Source organism: Klebsiella sp. 1SOBk5mer, assembly GCF_046603115.1.
Taxonomy (GTDB): Bacteria; Pseudomonadota; Gammaproteobacteria; order Enterobacterales; family Enterobacteriaceae; genus Klebsiella; species Klebsiella quasipneumoniae.
Genome location: NZ_JBKIUU010000002.1, coordinates 457,056 through 473,878, shown reverse-complemented (window position 1 = coordinate 473,878; position 16,823 = coordinate 457,056). Strand labels below are relative to the sequence as shown.

Below are 16,823 nucleotides of genomic sequence, written 5' to 3'. Positions count from 1 at the left end.
CTTTTTCCTCGCATCTTCTTATAGTCCCCACTATCGGAACACTCCATGCGAGGTCTTTATGCAACAAGAAGCACTAGGAATGGTAGAAACCAAAGGCTTAACCGCAGCCATAGAGGCCGCTGATGCAATGGTTAAGTCAGCCAATGTGATGTTAGTGGGCTATGAAAAGATTGGCTCCGGGCTGGTAACCGTCATCGTGCGCGGCGATGTTGGCGCGGTAAAAGCGGCCACCGATGCGGGCGCCGCCGCCGCACGTAACGTGGGTGAAGTGAAAGCCGTACACGTCATCCCACGCCCTCACACCGATGTAGAAAAAATCTTACCGAAGGGAATTAGCCAATGAGCAGCAATGAGCTGGTGGAACAGATCATGGCTCAGGTGATTGCCCGCGTGGCAACGCCGGAACAGCAGGCCATCCCTACTGAAAACCATCCAATACGAGAGACGGCTATGGCAGAAAAAAGCTGCAGTTTAACGGAATTTGTCGGGACCGCTATTGGCGACACCCTGGGTCTGGTTATCGCCAACGTCGATACCGCCCTGCTGGACGCGATGAAGCTTGAAAAGCGCTATCGCTCCATCGGCATTCTCGGCGCCCGCACCGGCGCTGGCCCGCACATTATGGCGGCGGACGAAGCGGTGAAAGCCACCAATACCGAAGTGGTCAGCATTGAGCTGCCGCGCGATACCAAAGGCGGCGCAGGCCACGGTTCGCTGATTATTTTAGGCGGCAACGACGTTTCCGACGTTAAGCGCGGGATTGAAGTGGCGCTGAAAGAGCTCGACCGCACCTTCGGCGATGTTTACGGCAATGAAGCCGGACATATCGAGCTGCAGTACACCGCCCGCGCCAGCTACGCCCTGGAAAAAGCCTTCGGCGCGCCGATTGGCCGCGCCTGCGGCATTATCGTCGGCGCACCGGCCTCCGTGGGCGTGCTGATGGCCGATACCGCCCTGAAGTCAGCCAACGTGGAAGTCGTGGCGTATAGCTCTCCGGCGCACGGCACCAGCTTCAGTAACGAAGCCATCCTGGTGATTTCCGGCGACTCCGGCGCGGTCCGCCAGGCAGTCACCTCCGCGCGCGAAATTGGTAAAACCGTCCTTGCGACCCTCGGTTCTGAACCGAAAAACGATCGCCCGTCCTACATCTGATACCCACGAGGCTGATTCATGAGATCGAAAAGATTTGAAGCACTGGCGAAACGCCCTGTGAATCAGGACGGCTTCGTTAAGGAGTGGATCGAAGAAGGCTTTATCGCGATGGAAAGCCCGAACGATCCGAAACCGTCGATAAAAATCGTTAACGGCGCGGTGACCGAGCTGGACGGGAAACCGGTGAGCGATTTTGACCTGATCGACCACTTTATCGCCCGCTACGGTATCAACCTGAATCGCGCCGAAGAAGTGATGGCGATGGATTCGGTTAAGCTGGCCAACATGCTGTGCGATCCGAACGTTAAACGCAGCGAAATCGTCCCGCTGACCACCGCGATGACGCCGGCAAAAATTGTCGAAGTGGTTTCGCATATGAACGTCGTTGAGATGATGATGGCGATGCAGAAAATGCGCGCCCGCCGCACCCCATCCCAGCAGGCGCACGTCACCAACGTCAAAGATAACCCGGTACAGATTGCCGCCGACGCTGCCGAAGGCGCATGGCGCGGATTTGACGAACAGGAAACCACCGTTGCGGTAGCGCGCTACGCGCCGTTCAACGCCATCGCGCTGCTGGTCGGCTCGCAGGTAGGCCGTCCGGGCGTACTGACTCAGTGCTCGCTGGAAGAAGCCACCGAGCTGAAGCTCGGCATGCTGGGCCACACCTGCTACGCCGAAACCATCTCCGTCTACGGTACCGAACCGGTCTTTACCGACGGCGACGACACGCCGTGGTCGAAGGGTTTCTTAGCCTCCTCCTACGCCTCTCGCGGTCTGAAAATGCGCTTCACCTCCGGCTCCGGCTCCGAAGTGCAGATGGGCTACGCCGAAGGCAAATCCATGCTTTACCTGGAAGCGCGCTGCATCTACATCACCAAAGCCGCGGGCGTACAGGGGCTGCAAAACGGTTCCGTTAGCTGCATCGGCGTGCCGTCTGCGGTGCCTTCCGGCATTCGCGCGGTGCTGGCGGAAAACCTGATCTGTTCGTCGCTGGATCTGGAGTGCGCCTCCAGTAACGACCAGACCTTCACCCACTCCGATATGCGTCGTACCGCGCGCCTGCTGATGCAGTTTCTGCCGGGGACCGACTTTATCTCTTCCGGTTATTCCGCGGTGCCGAACTACGACAACATGTTCGCCGGTTCCAACGAAGATGCCGAAGACTTTGACGACTACAACGTCATCCAGCGCGACCTGAAGGTGGACGGCGGTCTGCGTCCGGTTCGCGAAGAAGATGTTATTGCCATCCGTAATAAGGCTGCCCGCGCGCTGCAGGCCGTTTTTGCCGGAATGGGGCTGCCGCCGATTACCGATGAAGAAGTGGAAGCCGCGACCTACGCCCACGGTTCGAAAGATATGCCGGAGCGCAACATCGTCGAAGACATCAAGTTCGCCCAGGAAATCATCAATAAAAACCGCAACGGCCTGGAAGTAGTGAAAGCGCTGGCGCAGGGCGGGTTCACCGACGTGGCCCAGGACATGCTCAACATCCAGAAAGCCAAGCTGACCGGAGACTATCTGCATACCTCCGCAATTATCGTCGGCGATGGGCAGGTGCTGTCAGCCGTCAACGATGTTAACGACTATGCCGGTCCGGCAACGGGCTATCGCCTGCAGGGCGAACGCTGGGAAGAGATTAAAAACATCCCTGGCGCTCTTGATCCCAACGAGATTGATTAAGGGGTGAGAAATGGAAATTAATGAAAAATTGCTGCGCCAGATAATTGAAGACGTGCTCAGCGAGATGAAGGGCAGCGATAAACCCGTCTCGTTTACTGCGCCAGCGGCCTCCGCGGCGCCCCAGGCCACGCCGCCCGCCGGCGACGGCTTCCTGACGGAAGTGGGCGAAGCGCGTCAGGGAACCCAGCAGGACGAAGTGATTATCGCCGTCGGCCCGGCTTTCGGCCTGGCGCAGACCGTTAATATCGTCGGCATCCCGCATAAGAGCATTTTGCGCGAAGTCATTGCCGGTATTGAAGAAGAAGGCATTAAGGCGCGCGTGATTCGCTGCTTTAAATCCTCCGACGTGGCCTTCGTCGCCGTTGAAGGCAATCGCCTGAGCGGTTCCGGCATCTCTATCGGCATCCAGTCAAAAGGCACCACGGTGATTCACCAGCAGGGGCTGCCGCCGCTCTCTAACCTGGAACTGTTCCCCCAGGCGCCGCTGCTGACCCTGGAAACCTATCGCCAGATTGGTAAAAACGCCGCCCGCTATGCGAAACGCGAATCGCCGCAGCCGGTCCCGACGCTGAACGACCAGATGGCGCGGCCAAAATACCAGGCGAAATCGGCCATTTTGCACATTAAAGAGACCAAGTACGTGGTGACGGGAAAAAACCCGCAGGAACTGCGCGTGGCGCTTTGATAAAGGATAACTCCATGAATACCGACGCAATTGAATTGATGGTGCGCGACGTATTAAGCCGCATGAACAGCCTGCAGGGCGAGGCGCCGACGGCGGCTCCGGCGGCAGACGGCGCGTCCCGTAGCGCAAAGGTCAGCGACTACCCGCTGGCGAACAAACACCCGGAATGGGTGAAAACCGCCACCAATAAAACGCTGGACGACTTTACGCTGGAAAACGTGCTGAGCAATAAAGTCACCGCCCAGGATATGCGTATCACCCCGGAAACCCTGCGCTTACAGGCTTCTATCGCCAGGGACGCGGGCCGCGACCGGCTGGCGATGAACTTCGAGCGCGCCGCCGAGCTGACCGCGGTACCGGACGATCGCATTCTTGAAATCTACAACGCCCTCCGCCCCTATCGCTCGACGAAAGAGGAGCTGCTGGCGATCGCCGACGATCTCGAAAGCCGCTATCAGGCGAAGATTTGCGCCGCTTTCGTTCGCGAAGCGGCCACGCTGTACGTCGAGCGTAAAAAACTCAAAGGCGACGATTAAGGATTTCGTATGCGATATATAGCTGGCATTGATATCGGCAACTCATCGACGGAAGTCGCCCTGGCGACTCTGAATGAGGCTGGCACGCTGATAATCACCCACAGCGCGCTGGCGGAAACCACCGGGATCAAAGGCACGTTGCGTAACGTGTTCGGTATTCAGGAGGCGCTCGCCCTCGTCGCCAGAGGCGCCGGGATCGCTGTCAGCGATATTTCGCTCATCCGCATTAATGAAGCGACGCCGGTGATTGGCGATGTGGCGATGGAAACCATTACCGAGACCATCATCACCGAATCGACCATGATCGGCCATAACCCGAAAACGCCCGGCGGCGCGGGGCTTGGCGTGGGCATCACCATTACGCCGCAGGAGCTGTTAACCCGCCCGGCGGACGCGCCCTATATCCTGGTGGTGTCGTCGGTGTTCGATTTTGCCGATATCGCCAGCGTGATTAACGCTTCCCTGCGCGCCGGATATCAGATTACCGGCGTCATTTTGCAACGCGACGATGGCGTACTGGTCAGCAACCGGCTGGAAAAACCGCTGCCGATTGTTGACGAAGTGCTGTACATCGACCGCATTCCGCTGGGAATGCTGGCGGCAATTGAGGTCGCCGTCCCGGGGAAGGTCATCGAAACGCTCTCTAACCCCTACGGCATCGCTACCGTATTCCACCTCAACGCCGAGGAGACGAAAAACATCGTCCCGATGGCTCGCGCGCTGATTGGCAACCGTTCCGCCGTGGTGGTCAAAACGCCATCCGGTGACGTCAAAGCGCGCGCGATACCCGCCGGTAACCTTGAGCTGCTGGCCCAGGGCCGGAGCGTACGCGTAGACGTTGCCGCTGGCGCCGAAGCCATCATGAAAGCGGTCGACGGCTGCGGCAAGCTCGATAACGTCACCGGCGAGTCGGGGACCAATATCGGCGGCATGCTGGAACACGTGCGCCAGACCATGGCCGAGCTGACCAACAAGCCCAGCAGCGAAATATTCATTCAGGACCTGCTGGCCGTCGATACCTCGGTGCCGGTGAGCGTCACCGGCGGTCTTGCCGGGGAGTTCTCGCTGGAGCAGGCCGTGGGCATCGCCTCAATGGTGAAATCGGATCGTTTGCAGATGGCGATGATTGCCCGCGAAATCGAGCAGAAGCTCAACATAGACGTGCAGATCGGCGGTGCCGAGGCCGAAGCCGCCATTCTGGGCGCGCTGACCACGCCGGGTACCACCCGACCGCTGGCGATCCTCGACCTCGGCGCAGGCTCCACCGATGCCTCCATCATCAACCCCAAAGGCGAAATCATCGCCACTCACCTCGCCGGAGCTGGCGATATGGTGACGATGATTATTGCCCGCGAGCTGGGGCTGGAAGACCGCTATCTGGCGGAAGAGATCAAGAAGTATCCGCTGGCCAAGGTGGAAAGTCTGTTCCATTTACGCCACGAGGACGGCAGCGTGCAGTTCTTCTCCACGCCGCTGCCCCCCGCCGTATTCGCCCGCGTCTGCGTGGTGAAACCGGACGAACTGGTGCCGCTACCCGGCGACTTAGCGCTGGAAAAAGTACGCGCCATTCGCCGCAGCGCCAAAGAGCGGGTCTTTGTCACCAACGCCCTGCGCGCACTGCGTCAGGTCAGCCCCACCGGCAACATTCGCGATATTCCGTTCGTGGTGCTGGTCGGCGGTTCGTCGCTGGATTTCGAAGTCCCGCAGCTGGTCACCGATGCGCTGGCGCATTACCGCCTGGTTGCCGGACGGGGAAATATTCGCGGCAGCGAGGGTCCCAGAAACGCGGTGGCCACCGGCCTGATTCTCTCCTGGCATAAGGAGTTCGCGCATGGACAGTAATCACAGCGCCCCGGCTATTGTGATCGCCGCCATCGACGGCTGCGACGGCCTGTGGCGCGACGTGCTGCTGGGTATCGAAGAGGAAGGCATTCCTTTCCTGCTCCAGCATCACCCGGCCGGGGATGTCGTGGACAGCGCCTGGCAGGCGGCGCGCAGCTCGCCGCTACTGGTGGGCATCGCCTGCGATCGCCATACGCTGGTCGTGCACTACAAGAATTTACCCGCATCGGCGCCGCTTTTTACGCTGATGCATCATCAGGACAGTCAGGCCCAACGTAACACCGGTAATAACGCGGCACGGCTGGTCAAAGGGATCCCGTTCCGGGATCTGAATAGCTAAGCAACAGGAGAACAGCAGTATGAATAACGCACTGGGACTGGTTGAAACAAAAGGGTTAGTAGGCGCCATTGAGGCCGCCGATGCGATGGTGAAATCGGCCAACGTGCAGCTGGTCGGCTACGAAAAAATTGGCTCGGGTCTGGTGACCGTCATGGTTCGCGGCGATGTCGGCGCGGTCAAAGCGGCGGTGGATGCGGGCAGCGCGGCGGCAAGCGTCGTAGGCGAAGTGAAATCCTGCCACGTGATCCCGCGTCCGCACAGCGACGTTGAGGCCATTTTACCGAAATCAGCCTGATTGATGGCGAATAAGGAGCACCGCGTGAAGCAATCACTGGGATTACTGGAAGTTTGTGGTCTGGCACTGGCTATTAGCTGCGCCGATATCATGGCGAAATCCGCTTCTATCACGCTGGTCGCCCTCGAAAAGACCAATGGTTCAGGCTGGACGGTCATTAAAATTACCGGTGATGTGGCCTCAGTACAGGCGGCCATCACCACCGGCGCACAGTTTGCCGAACAGCGAAACGGTTTGGTGGCTCATAAAGTCATCGCCAGACCCGGAGAAGGGATCCTGCCCGCAGAGGCTCCCCCACCCTCCGTCATGGAACCTGAGCCTGAAGAATCAGAGACGGCTAATGTTGTTTCTGAAGCGCCAGCAGAAGAGCCCCTCCAGCAACAAGGCGTGGTCAGCTGCAACCTGTGCCTGGATCCAAAATGTCCGCGCCAGAAGGGCGAGCCGCGCACCCTTTGCATTCATCCCGGCAAGCGAGGTGAAGCGTAATGGATAAACAGCTTCTCGAATCAACGGTCAGTAAAGTCCTCGACGAGATGCGTCTGCGGCCCATTCCGCTGGGGGTTTCAAATCGTCATATCCACCTGTCGGCGTCGGATTATGAACGCCTGTTTCCTGGCCATCCCATCAGCGAGAAAAAAGCGCTGCTGCAGCCGGGACAGTACGCTGCGGAGCAAACCGTCACCCTGGTAGGGCCGAAGGGGCAGCTTAAAAATGTGCGCCTGCTCGGCCCACTGCGTTCGGTAAGCCAGGTGGAAATATCGCGTACCGATGCCAGAACCCTGGGGGTTGCGGCGCCGCTGAGAATGTCCGGCGATCTGAAAGGGACGCCGGGCATCCGTCTGGTCAGCCCCTATGGCGAACTGACGCTCTCCTCAGGGGTTATCGTCGCGCAGCGGCATATTCATATGTCGCCGCTCGATGCGCTGATCCTGCGGGTTTCCCACGGCGATAGGGTCTCCGTGGCCATTGAAGGCGACGCGCGCGGGCTGATTTTCAACAACGTGGCGATTCGCGTTTCACCGGATATGCGTCTCGAAATGCACATTGATACCGATGAAGCCAACGCCGCCGGCGCCGATAATCCGCAGGCCTTTGCCCGGCTGGTAGGCCCGCGATGAACGGCGAAGTTCTGCAGCGCATCGTGGAGGAAATCGTCTCCAGGCTGCAGCGTCGCGCCCATAGAACGGCGACGCTGAGCGTTGCGCAGCTGCGCGATGCCGACTGCCCCGGGCTGTTCAGCCAGCACGCCTCGCTGCGCATCCTGCTTGTCGACCTGCCGCTGCTGGGCCAGCTGACGGAGGCGGAAACCGACGATCCTGCGGCCCGGAAAATTCACGACGCGCTGGCTTTCGGCATCCGCGTGCAGCTCACCTTGCACAGCCAGCTGCTGCCGGTTATCCCGGTCAAAAAACTGGCGCGCCTGCCGACGATCTTCACCGACGAGCGCGGACTGCCGCTGATCCTGCACGCAGGATCGGTGCTGAGCTATCGCGACGTCGCGCAGCTGGGCCAGGGTCGCCTGGTTATCCACCGCAAATGCATCGTGACCGCGCTGGCGCGCGAAGCGGCACAGGCGCGGCATATTCAATTAATTAAGCAGGAGTAAATCATGCATCTGGCACGAGTCACGGGCGCGGTTGTCTCCACGCAAAAATCGCCTTCCCTGATCGGCAAAAAGCTGCTGCTGGTGCGGCGGGTCAGCGCCGATGGCGAGCTTCCCGCCTCGCCGACCGCCGGCGATGAAGTCGCCGTGGATTCCGTTGGCGCGGGGATCGGCGAGCTGGTTCTGCTCAGCGGCGGCTCCAGCGCCAGGCACGTTTTTTCCGGGCCAAACGAGGCCATCGACCTCGCCGTTGTCGGCATTGTCGATACGCTTTCACGTTAAGGAGCGAATATGGCGATTTATACCCGAACGGGCGACGCTGGCACCACCTCACTCTTTACCGGCCAGCGGGTGAGTAAAACCCACCCGCGGGTTGAAGCCTACGGCACGCTGGATGAGCTGAACGCCGCGCTGAGCCTGTGCGCCTGCGCCGCCGCGGATGAAAATCACCGCGCCTTACTTGAGGCCATCCAGCAGCAGCTTTTTTGGTTTAGCGCAGAACTGGCCAGCGACAGCGAACGGCCGTCGCCGAAACAGCGCTACATCAGCAGCGAAGAGATTTCCGCTCTGGAAGCCGCCATCGATCGGGCCATGGCCCGCGTCGAGCCGCTGCACAGCTTTATTTTACCCGGCCGCTGCGAAGCCGCGAGCCGCCTGCATTTTGCCCGCACGCTGGCCCGCCGGGCCGAACGGCGACTGGTTGAGCTGGCGGCGGAAGTCAACGTGCGCCAGGTGCTGATGCGCTACATCAATCGCTTGTCAGACTGCCTGTACGCCCTGGCGCGCGCGGAAGATAGCGATGCGCACCAGAACAACATCATTCGTGAAGTGAGCCGGCGCTATCTGGCCGTCACTCAGCCGAGCCGCAGCAAGGAGACGACGCCCGTGGCCCTCTCATTCCACGATCTGCACCAGCTCACCCGCGCCGCCGTTGAGCGCGCGCAGCAGCTAAAGGTGCCGGTGGTGATCAGCATCGTTGACGCGCACGGCACCGAAACCGTGACCTGGCGGATGCCGGACGCTCTGCTGGTCAGCAGCGAGCTGGCGCCGAAAAAGGCCTGGACCGCGGTGGCGATGAAAACGGCGACCCATGAGCTGAGCGACGCCGTTCAGCCGGGCGCCGCGCTTTATGGCCTCGAAACGCATTTACAGGGAAAAGTGGTCACCTTTGGCGGCGGTTACGCCCTGTGGCGCGACGGCTTATTAATCGGGGGTCTTGGCATCAGCGGCGGCAGCGTTGAGCAGGACATGGATATCGCACTGGCCGCCATCGCGGCCATTAACGTGGGAACTCATCAATGAATACTTCTGAACTCGAAACGCTTATTCGCACCATTCTTAGCGAACAGTTAACCCCAGCCCAAACGCCAAACCCGGCGCAGGGCAAAGGGATTTTTCAGTCCGTGAGCGAGGCCATTGATGCCGCGCATCAGGCGTTCTTACGTTATCAGCAGTGCCCGCTAAAAACCCGCAGCGCCATCATTAGCACAATGCGTCAGGAGCTGACGCCGCATCTGGCCGCCCTGGCGGAAGAGAGCGCCAATGAAACGGGGATGGGCAACAAAGAAGATAAATTTTTGAAAAACAAAGCTGCGCTGGACAACACGCCGGGCGTGGAAGATCTCACCACCACGGCGCTGACCGGCGACGGCGGCATGGTGCTGTTTGAGTATTCGCCATTTGGCGTTATCGGGTCGGTCGCACCGAGCACCAACCCGACGGAAACCATCATTAATAACAGCATCAGCATGCTGGCGGCGGGCAATAGCGTCTACTTCAGCCCGCATCCGGGAGCAAAAAAGGTCTCTCTGAAGCTGATTAGCATGATTGAAGAGATTGTTTTCCGCTGCTGCGGCATCCGCAATCTGGTGGTCACCGTGGCGGAACCGACGTTTGAAGCCACCCAGCAGATGATGGCCCATCCGCGCATTGCGGTTCTGGCCATTACCGGCGGCCCGGGCATTGTGGCGATGGGCATGAAGAGCGGTAAGAAAGTCATTGGCGCTGGCGCGGGTAACCCGCCCTGCATCGTTGATGAAACGGCGGATCTGGTTAAAGCGGCGGAAGATATCATCAACGGCGCCTCGTTCGATTACAACCTGCCCTGCATTGCCGAGAAGAGCCTGATTGTGGTGGAGAGCGTCGCCGAACGTCTGGTGCAGCAAATGCAAACCTTCGGCGCGCTGCTGCTGAGCCCTGCCGACACCGACAAACTCCGCGCCGCCTGCCTGCCTGAAGGCCAGGCCAATAAAAAACTGGTCGGCAAAAGCCCATCGGCCATGCTCGAAGCGGCCGGCATCGCCGTTCCGGCGAAAGCGCCGCGTCTGCTGATAGCGCTGGTTAACGCCGACGATCCGTGGGTCACCAGCGAGCAGCTGATGCCGATGCTGCCGGTGGTGAAAGTCAGCGATTTCGATAGCGCGCTGGCGCTGGCGCTGAAGGTTGAAGAGGGGCTGCATCATACCGCCATTATGCACTCGCAAAATGTCTCGCGCCTGAACCTCGCGGCCCGCACTCTGCAAACCTCGATATTCGTTAAGAACGGCCCCTCTTATGCCGGGATTGGCGTCGGCGGCGAAGGCTTTACCACCTTTACTATCGCCACGCCGACCGGTGAAGGGACAACCTCGGCGCGCACCTTTGCCCGCTCCCGTCGCTGCGTGCTGACCAACGGCTTTTCCATTCGCTAACCGAGGTCGCGATGAAGACTTTCTCACTACAAACGCGGTTGTACAGCGGTCAGGGTAGCCTGGCGGTGCTCAAGCGCTTTACCAACAAGCACATCTGGATTATCTGCGATGGCTTTCTTGCGCGCTCGCCGCTGCTGGAAACCCTGCGTCAGGCGTTGCCCGCAGATAACCGCATTAGCGTCTTTAGCGAGATAACCCCGGACCCCACTATCCACACCGTGGTACAGGGCATTGCGCAAATGCAGGCCCTGCAGCCGCAAGTGGTCATCGGCTTCGGCGGCGGATCGGCAATGGATGCGGCGAAAGCTATCGTCTGGTTCAGTCAGCAGAGCGGCATCAGCATCGAAACCTGCGTGGCCATACCGACCACCAGCGGTACCGGTTCAGAAGTGACCAGCGCCTGCGTAATTAGCGATCCGGATAAAGGCATCAAGTACCCGCTGTTCAACAATGCGCTCTATCCCGATATGGCGATCCTTGACCCGGAGCTGGTGGTCAGCGTGCCGCCGCAGATTACGGCCAACACCGGCATGGACGTGCTGACCCACGCGCTGGAGGCGTGGGTCTCTCCGCACGCCAGCGACTTTACCGACGCGCTGGCGGAAAAAGCCGCCAAACTGGTGTTCCAGTATCTGCCCACGGCGGTGGAAAAAGGCGACTGCGTGGCGACGCGCGGGAAAATGCACAATGCCTCAACGCTTGCCGGGATGGCGTTCAGCCAGGCGGGGCTGGGGCTTAACCACGCTATCGCCCACCAGCTTGGCGGGCAGTTTCATCTCCCGCACGGGCTGGCCAACGCGCTGCTGTTAACCGCGGTTATCCGCTTTAACGCCGGCCATCCGCGCGCCGGCAAACGCTACGCCCGGCTGGCCAAAGCCTGCGGCTTTTGTCCGGCAGAGGCCAGCGATAGTACGGCGATCAATGCGCTGATCCAGCAAATCGAACGGCTCAAGCAGCGCTGTGCGCTGCCGTCACTGGCGGTCGCGCTGAAAGAGGGACGTGCCGCGTACTCAGCGCGCATTCCGGCCATGGTGCAGGCCGCACTGGCTGACGTGACCTTGCGCACGAATCCTCGCCCGGCCAGCGCCGGGGAAATTCAGGAACTGCTGGAGGAACTGCGATGAGTACCGCCGTCAACGCTGTTGAAATGCCCTGGAGCGCCGATGAAATCCGCGAGCGCGTTCGCGCAGCGGGCGTCGTCGGCGCGGGCGGCGCGGGTTTTCCCGCCCACGTGAAGCTGCAGGCGCAGGTGGAGATCTTTCTGGTTAACGCCGCCGAGTGCGAACCGATGCTCAAGGTCGATCAGCAGCTGATGTGGCAGCAGGCTGCACGTCTGGTACGCGGCGTGCAGTACGCGATGACGGCAACCGGCGCGCGCGAAGGGGTGATTGCCCTGAAAGAGAAGTACCGCCGGGCTATCGACGCGCTCACCCCGCTGCTGCCTGCCGGTATTCGCCTGCATATTCTGCCGGATGTCTATCCCGCAGGCGATGAGGTGCTGACTATCTGGTTGGCTACCGGTCGCCGGGTCGCGCCCGCCGCGCTGCCGGCCAGCGTCGGGGTCGTGGTGAATAACGTACAAACGGTGCTCAATATTGCCCGTGCGGTTGAGCAGCAGTTTCCGGTGACCCGCCGCACGCTGACCGTTAACGGCGCGGTCGCCCGGCCGCTGACCGTCACCGTCCCCATCGGCATGTCGCTGCGCGAAGTGCTGGCGCTGGCGGGCGGCGCGACGGTCGACGACCCCGGTTTTATTAACGGTGGCCCGATGATGGGCGGCCTGATTACCTCGCTGGATAACCCGGTGACCAAAACTACCGGCGGCCTGCTGGTGCTGCCCAAAAGCCATCCGCTTATCCAGCGGCGGATGCAGGACGAGCGCACGGTGCTTTCCGTGGCCCGTACCGTCTGCGAACAGTGTCGCCTGTGTACCGATCTCTGCCCACGGCATCTGATCGGCCACGAACTCTCCCCGCACCTGCTGGTGCGGGCGGTGAACTTTCATCAGGCCGCCACGCCCCAGCTGCTGCTGAGCGCGCTCACCTGTTCGGAATGCAACGTCTGCGAAAGCGTGGCCTGCCCGGTGGGGATCTCGCCGATGCGCATCAACCGCATGCTGAAACGCGAGCTGCGCGCGCAAAACCAGCGCTATGAAGGGCCGCTCTATCCGGCCGACGAAATGGCGAAATATCGCCTCGTGCCGGTGAAGCGACTGATCGCCAAACTGGGGTTGAGCCCCTGGTATCAGGAGGCGCCGCTGGTGGAAGACGAACCGGCAGTAGAAACAGTGACTTTACAGTTGCGCCAGCATATCGGCGCCAGCGCGGTAGCGAACGTTGCAGTGGGAGAACGCGTTACCCGCGGGCAATGCGTTGCCGATATCCCGGCAGGCGCATTAGGCGCGCCGGTTCACGCCAGCATCGACGGCGTGGTTGCGGCCATCAGCGAACAGGCCATCACGGTGGTAAGAGGTTAACCATGTCTCAGGCTATAGGAATTTTAGAACTCACCAGCATTGCCAAAGGAATGGAACTCGGCGATGCGATGCTGAAAAGCGCCAACGTCAATCTGCTGGTCAGCAAGACTATCTGCCCGGGTAAGTTTCTGTTGATGCTCGGCGGGGATATCGGCGCCATCCAGCAGGCCATTGAAACCGGCACTTCGCAGGCCGGCGAAATGCTCGTCGACAGCCTGGTGCTGGCGAATATCCATCCCAGCGTACTCCCGGCCATCAGCGGCCTGAACAGCGTAGACAAACGCCAGGCGGTCGGCATCGTTGAAACCTGGAGCGTTGCGGCCTGCATCAGCGCCGCGGACCGGGCGGTGAAAGGCTCCAACGTCACCCTGGTACGGGTGCATATGGCCTTCGGCATCGGCGGTAAATGCTACATGGTGGTGGCGGGCGACGTTTCCGACGTCAACAACGCGGTTACGGTAGCCAGCGAAAGCGCGGGTGAAAAAGGGCTGCTGGTTTATCGTTCGGTGATCCCGCGACCGCATGAAGCCATGTGGCGACAGATGGTGGAGGGATAATGGAAAGACAGCCAACAACGGATCGCATGATTCAGGAATACGTTCCCGGGAAACAGGTCACCCTCGCGCACCTGATTGCCAATCCCGGGAAAGATCTCTTTAAGAAACTCGGCCTGCAGGATGCGGTGTCCGCCATCGGCATCCTCACTATTACGCCCAGCGAGGCGTCGATTATCGCCTGCGATATCGCCACCAAATCCGGCGCGGTGGAGATCGGTTTTCTTGACCGCTTTACCGGCGCCGTGGTGCTGACCGGCGACGTTTCCGCCGTCGAGTACGCCCTCAGGCAGGTGACGCGCACCCTGGGCGAGATGATGCAGTTTACTACCTGCTCAATAACCCGGACGTAGCGCGATGAAACGTCTGATGTTGATCGGCCCCAGCCAGTGCGGCAAAACCTCGCTGACCCAGGGCCTGCGCGGCGAAGCGCTCCATTATAAGAAAACCCAGGCGATTGAATGGTCGCCGATGGCCATCGACACGCCGGGCGAATATCTGGAGAACCGCTGCCTTTATAGCGCTCTGTTGACCAGCGCCTGCGAGGCCGACGTTATCGCTCTGGTGCTGAACGCCGACGCCCAGTGGTCGCCGTTTTCTCCGGGTTTTACCGCCCCGATGAACCGCCCGACGATTGGCCTGGTCACCAAAGCCGACCTTGCCGACCCGCAGCGGTTATCGCTCATCAAGGAGTGGCTCAGGCAGGCTGGGGCGCAGCAGATTTTTGTCACCAGCGCGCTGAATAATCTGGGTCTTGATACCGTGCTGGATTTTCTGAATTCGAAGGAACCTCTATGTCTTACAAAATAATGGCCATTAATGCCGGCAGCTCATCGTTAAAATTCCAGCTGCTGGAGATGCCTCAGGGCGATATGCTCTGCCAGGGATTGATCGAGCGTATCGGCATGGCAAATGCCCAGGTGACCCTCAAAACGCCGGCGCAAAAATGGCAGGAAACGGCGCCCGTAGCCGATCACCGTGAAGCCGTCACCCTGCTGCTGGAAAAGCTCCTCGACCATCGGATTATCCAGAGTTTGCAGGATATCGATGGCGTCGGCCACCGCGTGGCGCACGGCGGGGAGCGCTTTAAAGATTCGACGCCGGTGACCGATGAGACCTTAGCGGAAATCGAGCGCCTGGCGGAGCTGGCCCCGCTGCATAATCCGGTCAACGCGCTGGGCATTAAAGTCTTCCGTCAGCTGCTGCCCGACGCGCCGTCGGTGGCGGTGTTTGATACCGCTTTTCACCAGACGCTCGACGAGCGCGCGTTTATCTATCCTCTGCCCTGGCGCTACTACAGCGAGCTGGGCATTCGCCGTTACGGCTTCCACGGCACCAGCCACAAGTACGTTAGCGCGACGCTGGCGGAAAAGCTGGGCGTACCGTTGAGCGCTCTGCGCGTGGTGAGCTGCCATCTCGGCAACGGCAGCAGCGTTTGCGCAATCAAAGGCGGGCGCTCGGTTAACACCTCAATGGGCTTTACGCCGCAGTCCGGCGTGATGATGGGCACCCGCAGCGGCGATATCGATCCGTCGATTCTACCGTGGCTGGCGCTGCATGAGGGAAAAACGCCAGAGCAGCTTAATCAGCTGCTGAATAACGAGTCCGGCCTGCTGGGGGTTTCCGGCATCTCGCACGATTATCGCGATGTCGAGCAGGCGGCGGACGGCGGTAATCGTCGGGCGGCCCTGGCGCTCTCGCTGTTTGCCGAGCGCATTCGCGCCACCATCGGCAGCTATATTATGCAGATGGGCGGCCTGGACGCGCTGATCTTTACCGGCGGCATCGGCGAAAACTCCGCCCGCGCCAGGAGCGCCATCTGCCATAACCTGAATTTCCTCGGGCTGTCGGTCGATGAAGAGAAAAACCAGCACAACGCTACCTTTATTCAGGCCGAAAATGCGATGGTCAAAGTGGCGGTCATCAATACCAATGAAGAGCTGATGATTGCCCGCGATGTGATGCGCCTGGCGCTGCCGCAAGCGCACGAGCTGGCGGTGTCGGTATAAACGGCGCCTCTCCCCTTGCGGAGAATCATGGTAACCGGCGAATCGCCGTGCCACTATGCGCCCTGGCGAAGGTAAGCGGAAAGGTGAAAACGTGGCCGTTGCACAATGTCCCGCCTCGTGCGGAGAACTTATCCAGGGCTGGATCCTCGGCAGCGAGAAGCTGGTCTCCTGCCCGGTGGACTGGTACAGCACCGTCGAGGTCGAGACCGGCACGCCGCGAAACGATGAGCGGCCACTGTCGCGGGCGATGGTCGACCAGCTGCTGGCCCACTGGGGCTACCCGGCGGCGCTGAGTCAGCAGATCCGCATCACCCTGCACTCGACGATCCCGGTCGCCAAAGGGATGGCCAGCAGCACCGCCGATATCGCCGCCACCGCGGCGGCTACCGCCCATCATCTGGGCCACGCGCTGGATGAGCCGACGCTGGCGCGCCTGTGCGTCGCGCTGGAGCCCACCGACAGCACCCTGTTCCGCCAGCTGACGTTGTTCGACCATAATACCGCCGCCACGCAAATCGCCTGCCCTGCGCCGCCGGCGCTCGACCTGTTAGTGCTGGAGAGCCCGCTGACGCTGCGCACCACTGACTACCACCAGCTGCCGCGCGAGCCGGGTCTGCTGGCTAACGCCTCCCGGCTGCAGCTGGCGTGGGAGAAAGTGCAGCAGGCCTGCCAGCGCGGTAGCCCGCAGCTGCTGGGCGAAGCGGCGACCATCAGCGCCATCGCCAGCCAGCGGCTGTTGCCCAAGCCGGGGTTTGACGCGCTGCTGGACCTGGTGGAAAGCGCAGGGCTCTATGGCCTTAACGTGGCGCACAGCGGCAGCGTCGTCGGCCTGCTGCTGGACCGCCGTCGTCATGACGTCGACTTTTTAAAATGGCGGCTGGCAGACAGCGACATCGCCGCCCACTGGCCGCTGCAGCACTTGCTGGCGATGGTCCCGGGGGGCGTCACCCTGCAATAG

Annotated in this window: 21 protein-coding genes; all 21 read left to right on the top strand. The window is 60.8% G+C overall.

Going from position 1 to position 16,823, the window contains the following annotated elements:
• The first annotated feature begins 58 nt into the window (after positions 1 to 58).
• The 21 genes from pduA to ACLH1U_RS07925 all read left to right on the top strand — a co-directional run bounded on the left by pduA (position 59) and on the right by ACLH1U_RS07925 (position 16,823).
• Positions 59 to 343: a propanediol utilization microcompartment protein PduA gene (pduA, locus tag ACLH1U_RS08025; RefSeq protein WP_001183618.1), complete on the top strand. Its 285-nt coding sequence runs from the start codon at positions 59 to 61 to the stop codon at positions 341 to 343.
• On the top strand, positions 340 to 1,152 hold the full coding sequence (gene pduB, locus ACLH1U_RS08020) for a propanediol utilization microcompartment protein PduB (RefSeq protein ID WP_004105122.1): 813 nt from the start codon (positions 340 to 342) through the stop codon (positions 1,150 to 1,152). Before pduA ends, pduB begins: the two co-directional genes overlap by 4 nt.
• A gap of 18 nt (positions 1,153 to 1,170) precedes the next feature.
• Positions 1,171 to 2,835: a propanediol dehydratase large subunit PduC gene (pduC, locus tag ACLH1U_RS08015; RefSeq protein ID WP_004105132.1), complete on the top strand. Its 1,665-nt coding sequence runs from the start codon at positions 1,171 to 1,173 to the stop codon at positions 2,833 to 2,835.
• Between the two features lie 10 nt (positions 2,836 to 2,845).
• Entirely contained in the window at positions 2,846 to 3,520 is a 675-nt protein-coding gene (gene pduD / locus ACLH1U_RS08010; protein WP_023290878.1) for a propanediol dehydratase medium subunit PduD, read from the top strand.
• Positions 3,521 to 3,534: 14 nt separating this feature from the next.
• Positions 3,535 to 4,056 (top strand): propanediol dehydratase small subunit PduE, encoded by a 522-nt coding sequence (gene pduE, locus ACLH1U_RS08005; RefSeq protein WP_411299171.1) that lies wholly within the window; start codon positions 3,535 to 3,537, stop codon positions 4,054 to 4,056.
• Positions 4,057 to 4,065: 9 nt separating this feature from the next.
• Positions 4,066 to 5,898, top strand: coding sequence for a propanediol dehydratase reactivase alpha subunit PduG (gene pduG / locus ACLH1U_RS08000; RefSeq protein ID WP_411299170.1), 1,833 nt, complete (start codon positions 4,066 to 4,068; stop codon positions 5,896 to 5,898).
• Positions 5,888 to 6,238, top strand: a complete 351-nt coding sequence (gene pduH, locus ACLH1U_RS07995) for a propanediol dehydratase reactivase beta subunit PduH (RefSeq protein WP_050533537.1) — start codon at positions 5,888 to 5,890, stop codon at positions 6,236 to 6,238. The genes pduG and pduH overlap by 11 nt, the downstream gene beginning before the upstream one ends.
• A 19-nt stretch (positions 6,239 to 6,257) precedes the next feature.
• Positions 6,258 to 6,533 (top strand): propanediol utilization microcompartment protein PduJ, encoded by a 276-nt coding sequence (gene pduJ / locus ACLH1U_RS07990; RefSeq protein ID WP_001057755.1) that lies wholly within the window; start codon positions 6,258 to 6,260, stop codon positions 6,531 to 6,533.
• A 3-nt stretch (positions 6,534 to 6,536) separates the two neighbouring features.
• On the top strand, positions 6,537 to 7,019 hold the full coding sequence (locus ACLH1U_RS07985; protein WP_086075064.1) for a BMC domain-containing protein: 483 nt from the start codon (positions 6,537 to 6,539) through the stop codon (positions 7,017 to 7,019).
• Positions 7,019 to 7,651, top strand: a complete 633-nt coding sequence (locus ACLH1U_RS07980; RefSeq protein WP_023290881.1) for a phosphate propanoyltransferase — start codon at positions 7,019 to 7,021, stop codon at positions 7,649 to 7,651. Before ACLH1U_RS07985 ends, ACLH1U_RS07980 begins: the two co-directional genes overlap by 1 nt.
• Positions 7,648 to 8,139 (top strand): microcompartment protein PduM, encoded by a 492-nt coding sequence (gene pduM / locus ACLH1U_RS07975; RefSeq protein WP_101862143.1) that lies wholly within the window; start codon positions 7,648 to 7,650, stop codon positions 8,137 to 8,139. The genes ACLH1U_RS07980 and pduM overlap by 4 nt, the downstream gene beginning before the upstream one ends.
• Positions 8,140 to 8,142: 3 nt before the next feature.
• Positions 8,143 to 8,418 carry a propanediol utilization microcompartment protein PduN gene (gene pduN / locus ACLH1U_RS07970; RefSeq protein ID WP_032453962.1) on the top strand — a complete coding sequence of 92 codons (276 nt, stop codon included), beginning with the start codon at positions 8,143 to 8,145 and terminating at the stop codon, positions 8,416 to 8,418.
• Between the two features lie 9 nt (positions 8,419 to 8,427).
• Complete coding sequence (gene pduO / locus ACLH1U_RS07965) at positions 8,428 to 9,438, top strand: two-domain cob(I)yrinic acid a,c-diamide adenosyltransferase PduO (RefSeq protein WP_411299169.1); 1,011 nt, start codon at positions 8,428 to 8,430, stop codon at positions 9,436 to 9,438.
• Positions 9,435 to 10,826: a CoA-acylating propionaldehyde dehydrogenase PduP gene (pduP, locus tag ACLH1U_RS07960; RefSeq protein WP_411299168.1), complete on the top strand. Its 1,392-nt coding sequence runs from the start codon at positions 9,435 to 9,437 to the stop codon at positions 10,824 to 10,826. The genes pduO and pduP overlap by 4 nt, the downstream gene beginning before the upstream one ends.
• An 11-nt stretch (positions 10,827 to 10,837) precedes the next feature.
• Entirely contained in the window at positions 10,838 to 11,950 is a 1,113-nt protein-coding gene (pduQ, locus tag ACLH1U_RS07955) for a 1-propanol dehydrogenase PduQ (RefSeq protein ID WP_255894346.1), read from the top strand.
• Positions 11,947 to 13,302 (top strand): cobalamin reductase PduS, encoded by a 1,356-nt coding sequence (gene pduS / locus ACLH1U_RS07950; RefSeq protein ID WP_411299167.1) that lies wholly within the window; start codon positions 11,947 to 11,949, stop codon positions 13,300 to 13,302. The genes pduQ and pduS overlap by 4 nt, the downstream gene beginning before the upstream one ends.
• Before the next feature lie 2 nt (positions 13,303 to 13,304).
• Entirely contained in the window at positions 13,305 to 13,859 is a 555-nt protein-coding gene (pduT, locus tag ACLH1U_RS07945; RefSeq protein WP_000075777.1) for a propanediol utilization microcompartment protein PduT, read from the top strand.
• Positions 13,859 to 14,209 carry a propanediol utilization microcompartment protein PduU gene (pduU, locus tag ACLH1U_RS07940; RefSeq protein ID WP_032453966.1) on the top strand — a complete coding sequence of 117 codons (351 nt, stop codon included), beginning with the start codon at positions 13,859 to 13,861 and terminating at the stop codon, positions 14,207 to 14,209. Before pduT ends, pduU begins: the two co-directional genes overlap by 1 nt.
• A 4-nt stretch (positions 14,210 to 14,213) precedes the next feature.
• On the top strand, positions 14,214 to 14,666 hold the full coding sequence (gene pduV / locus ACLH1U_RS07935) for a propanediol utilization protein PduV (protein ID WP_102002481.1): 453 nt from the start codon (positions 14,214 to 14,216) through the stop codon (positions 14,664 to 14,666).
• Positions 14,651 to 15,865: an acetate/propionate family kinase gene (locus ACLH1U_RS07930; protein WP_101862147.1), complete on the top strand. Its 1,215-nt coding sequence runs from the start codon at positions 14,651 to 14,653 to the stop codon at positions 15,863 to 15,865. The genes pduV and ACLH1U_RS07930 overlap by 16 nt, the downstream gene beginning before the upstream one ends.
• 91 nt (positions 15,866 to 15,956) lie before the next feature.
• Entirely contained in the window at positions 15,957 to 16,823 is an 867-nt protein-coding gene (locus tag ACLH1U_RS07925; RefSeq protein WP_032453970.1) for an L-threonine kinase, read from the top strand.

Excerpts from the sequence above, each read along its gene's own strand:
- pduA (WP_001183618.1), top strand. The coding sequence starts at position 59 with ATGCAACAAGAAGCACTAGGAATGGTAGAAACCAAAGGCTTAACCGCA.
- pduB (WP_004105122.1), top strand. The coding sequence starts at position 340 with ATGAGCAGCAATGAGCTGGTGGAACAGATCATGGCTCAGGTGATTGCC.
- pduC (WP_004105132.1), top strand. The coding sequence starts at position 1,171 with ATGAGATCGAAAAGATTTGAAGCACTGGCGAAACGCCCTGTGAATCAG.
- pduD (WP_023290878.1), top strand. The coding sequence starts at position 2,846 with ATGGAAATTAATGAAAAATTGCTGCGCCAGATAATTGAAGACGTGCTC.
- pduE (WP_411299171.1), top strand. The coding sequence starts at position 3,535 with ATGAATACCGACGCAATTGAATTGATGGTGCGCGACGTATTAAGCCGC.
- pduG (WP_411299170.1), top strand. The coding sequence starts at position 4,066 with ATGCGATATATAGCTGGCATTGATATCGGCAACTCATCGACGGAAGTC.
- pduH (WP_050533537.1), top strand. The coding sequence starts at position 5,888 with ATGGACAGTAATCACAGCGCCCCGGCTATTGTGATCGCCGCCATCGAC.
- pduJ (WP_001057755.1), top strand. The coding sequence starts at position 6,258 with ATGAATAACGCACTGGGACTGGTTGAAACAAAAGGGTTAGTAGGCGCC.
- ACLH1U_RS07985 (WP_086075064.1), top strand. The coding sequence starts at position 6,537 with ATGGCGAATAAGGAGCACCGCGTGAAGCAATCACTGGGATTACTGGAA.
- ACLH1U_RS07980 (WP_023290881.1), top strand. The coding sequence starts at position 7,019 with ATGGATAAACAGCTTCTCGAATCAACGGTCAGTAAAGTCCTCGACGAG.
- pduM (WP_101862143.1), top strand. The coding sequence starts at position 7,648 with ATGAACGGCGAAGTTCTGCAGCGCATCGTGGAGGAAATCGTCTCCAGG.
- pduN (WP_032453962.1), top strand. The coding sequence starts at position 8,143 with ATGCATCTGGCACGAGTCACGGGCGCGGTTGTCTCCACGCAAAAATCG.
- pduO (WP_411299169.1), top strand. The coding sequence starts at position 8,428 with ATGGCGATTTATACCCGAACGGGCGACGCTGGCACCACCTCACTCTTT.
- pduP (WP_411299168.1), top strand. The coding sequence starts at position 9,435 with ATGAATACTTCTGAACTCGAAACGCTTATTCGCACCATTCTTAGCGAA.
- pduQ (WP_255894346.1), top strand. The coding sequence starts at position 10,838 with ATGAAGACTTTCTCACTACAAACGCGGTTGTACAGCGGTCAGGGTAGC.
- pduS (WP_411299167.1), top strand. The coding sequence starts at position 11,947 with ATGAGTACCGCCGTCAACGCTGTTGAAATGCCCTGGAGCGCCGATGAA.
- pduT (WP_000075777.1), top strand. The coding sequence starts at position 13,305 with ATGTCTCAGGCTATAGGAATTTTAGAACTCACCAGCATTGCCAAAGGA.
- pduU (WP_032453966.1), top strand. The coding sequence starts at position 13,859 with ATGGAAAGACAGCCAACAACGGATCGCATGATTCAGGAATACGTTCCC.
- pduV (WP_102002481.1), top strand. The coding sequence starts at position 14,214 with ATGAAACGTCTGATGTTGATCGGCCCCAGCCAGTGCGGCAAAACCTCG.
- ACLH1U_RS07930 (WP_101862147.1), top strand. The coding sequence starts at position 14,651 with ATGTCTTACAAAATAATGGCCATTAATGCCGGCAGCTCATCGTTAAAA.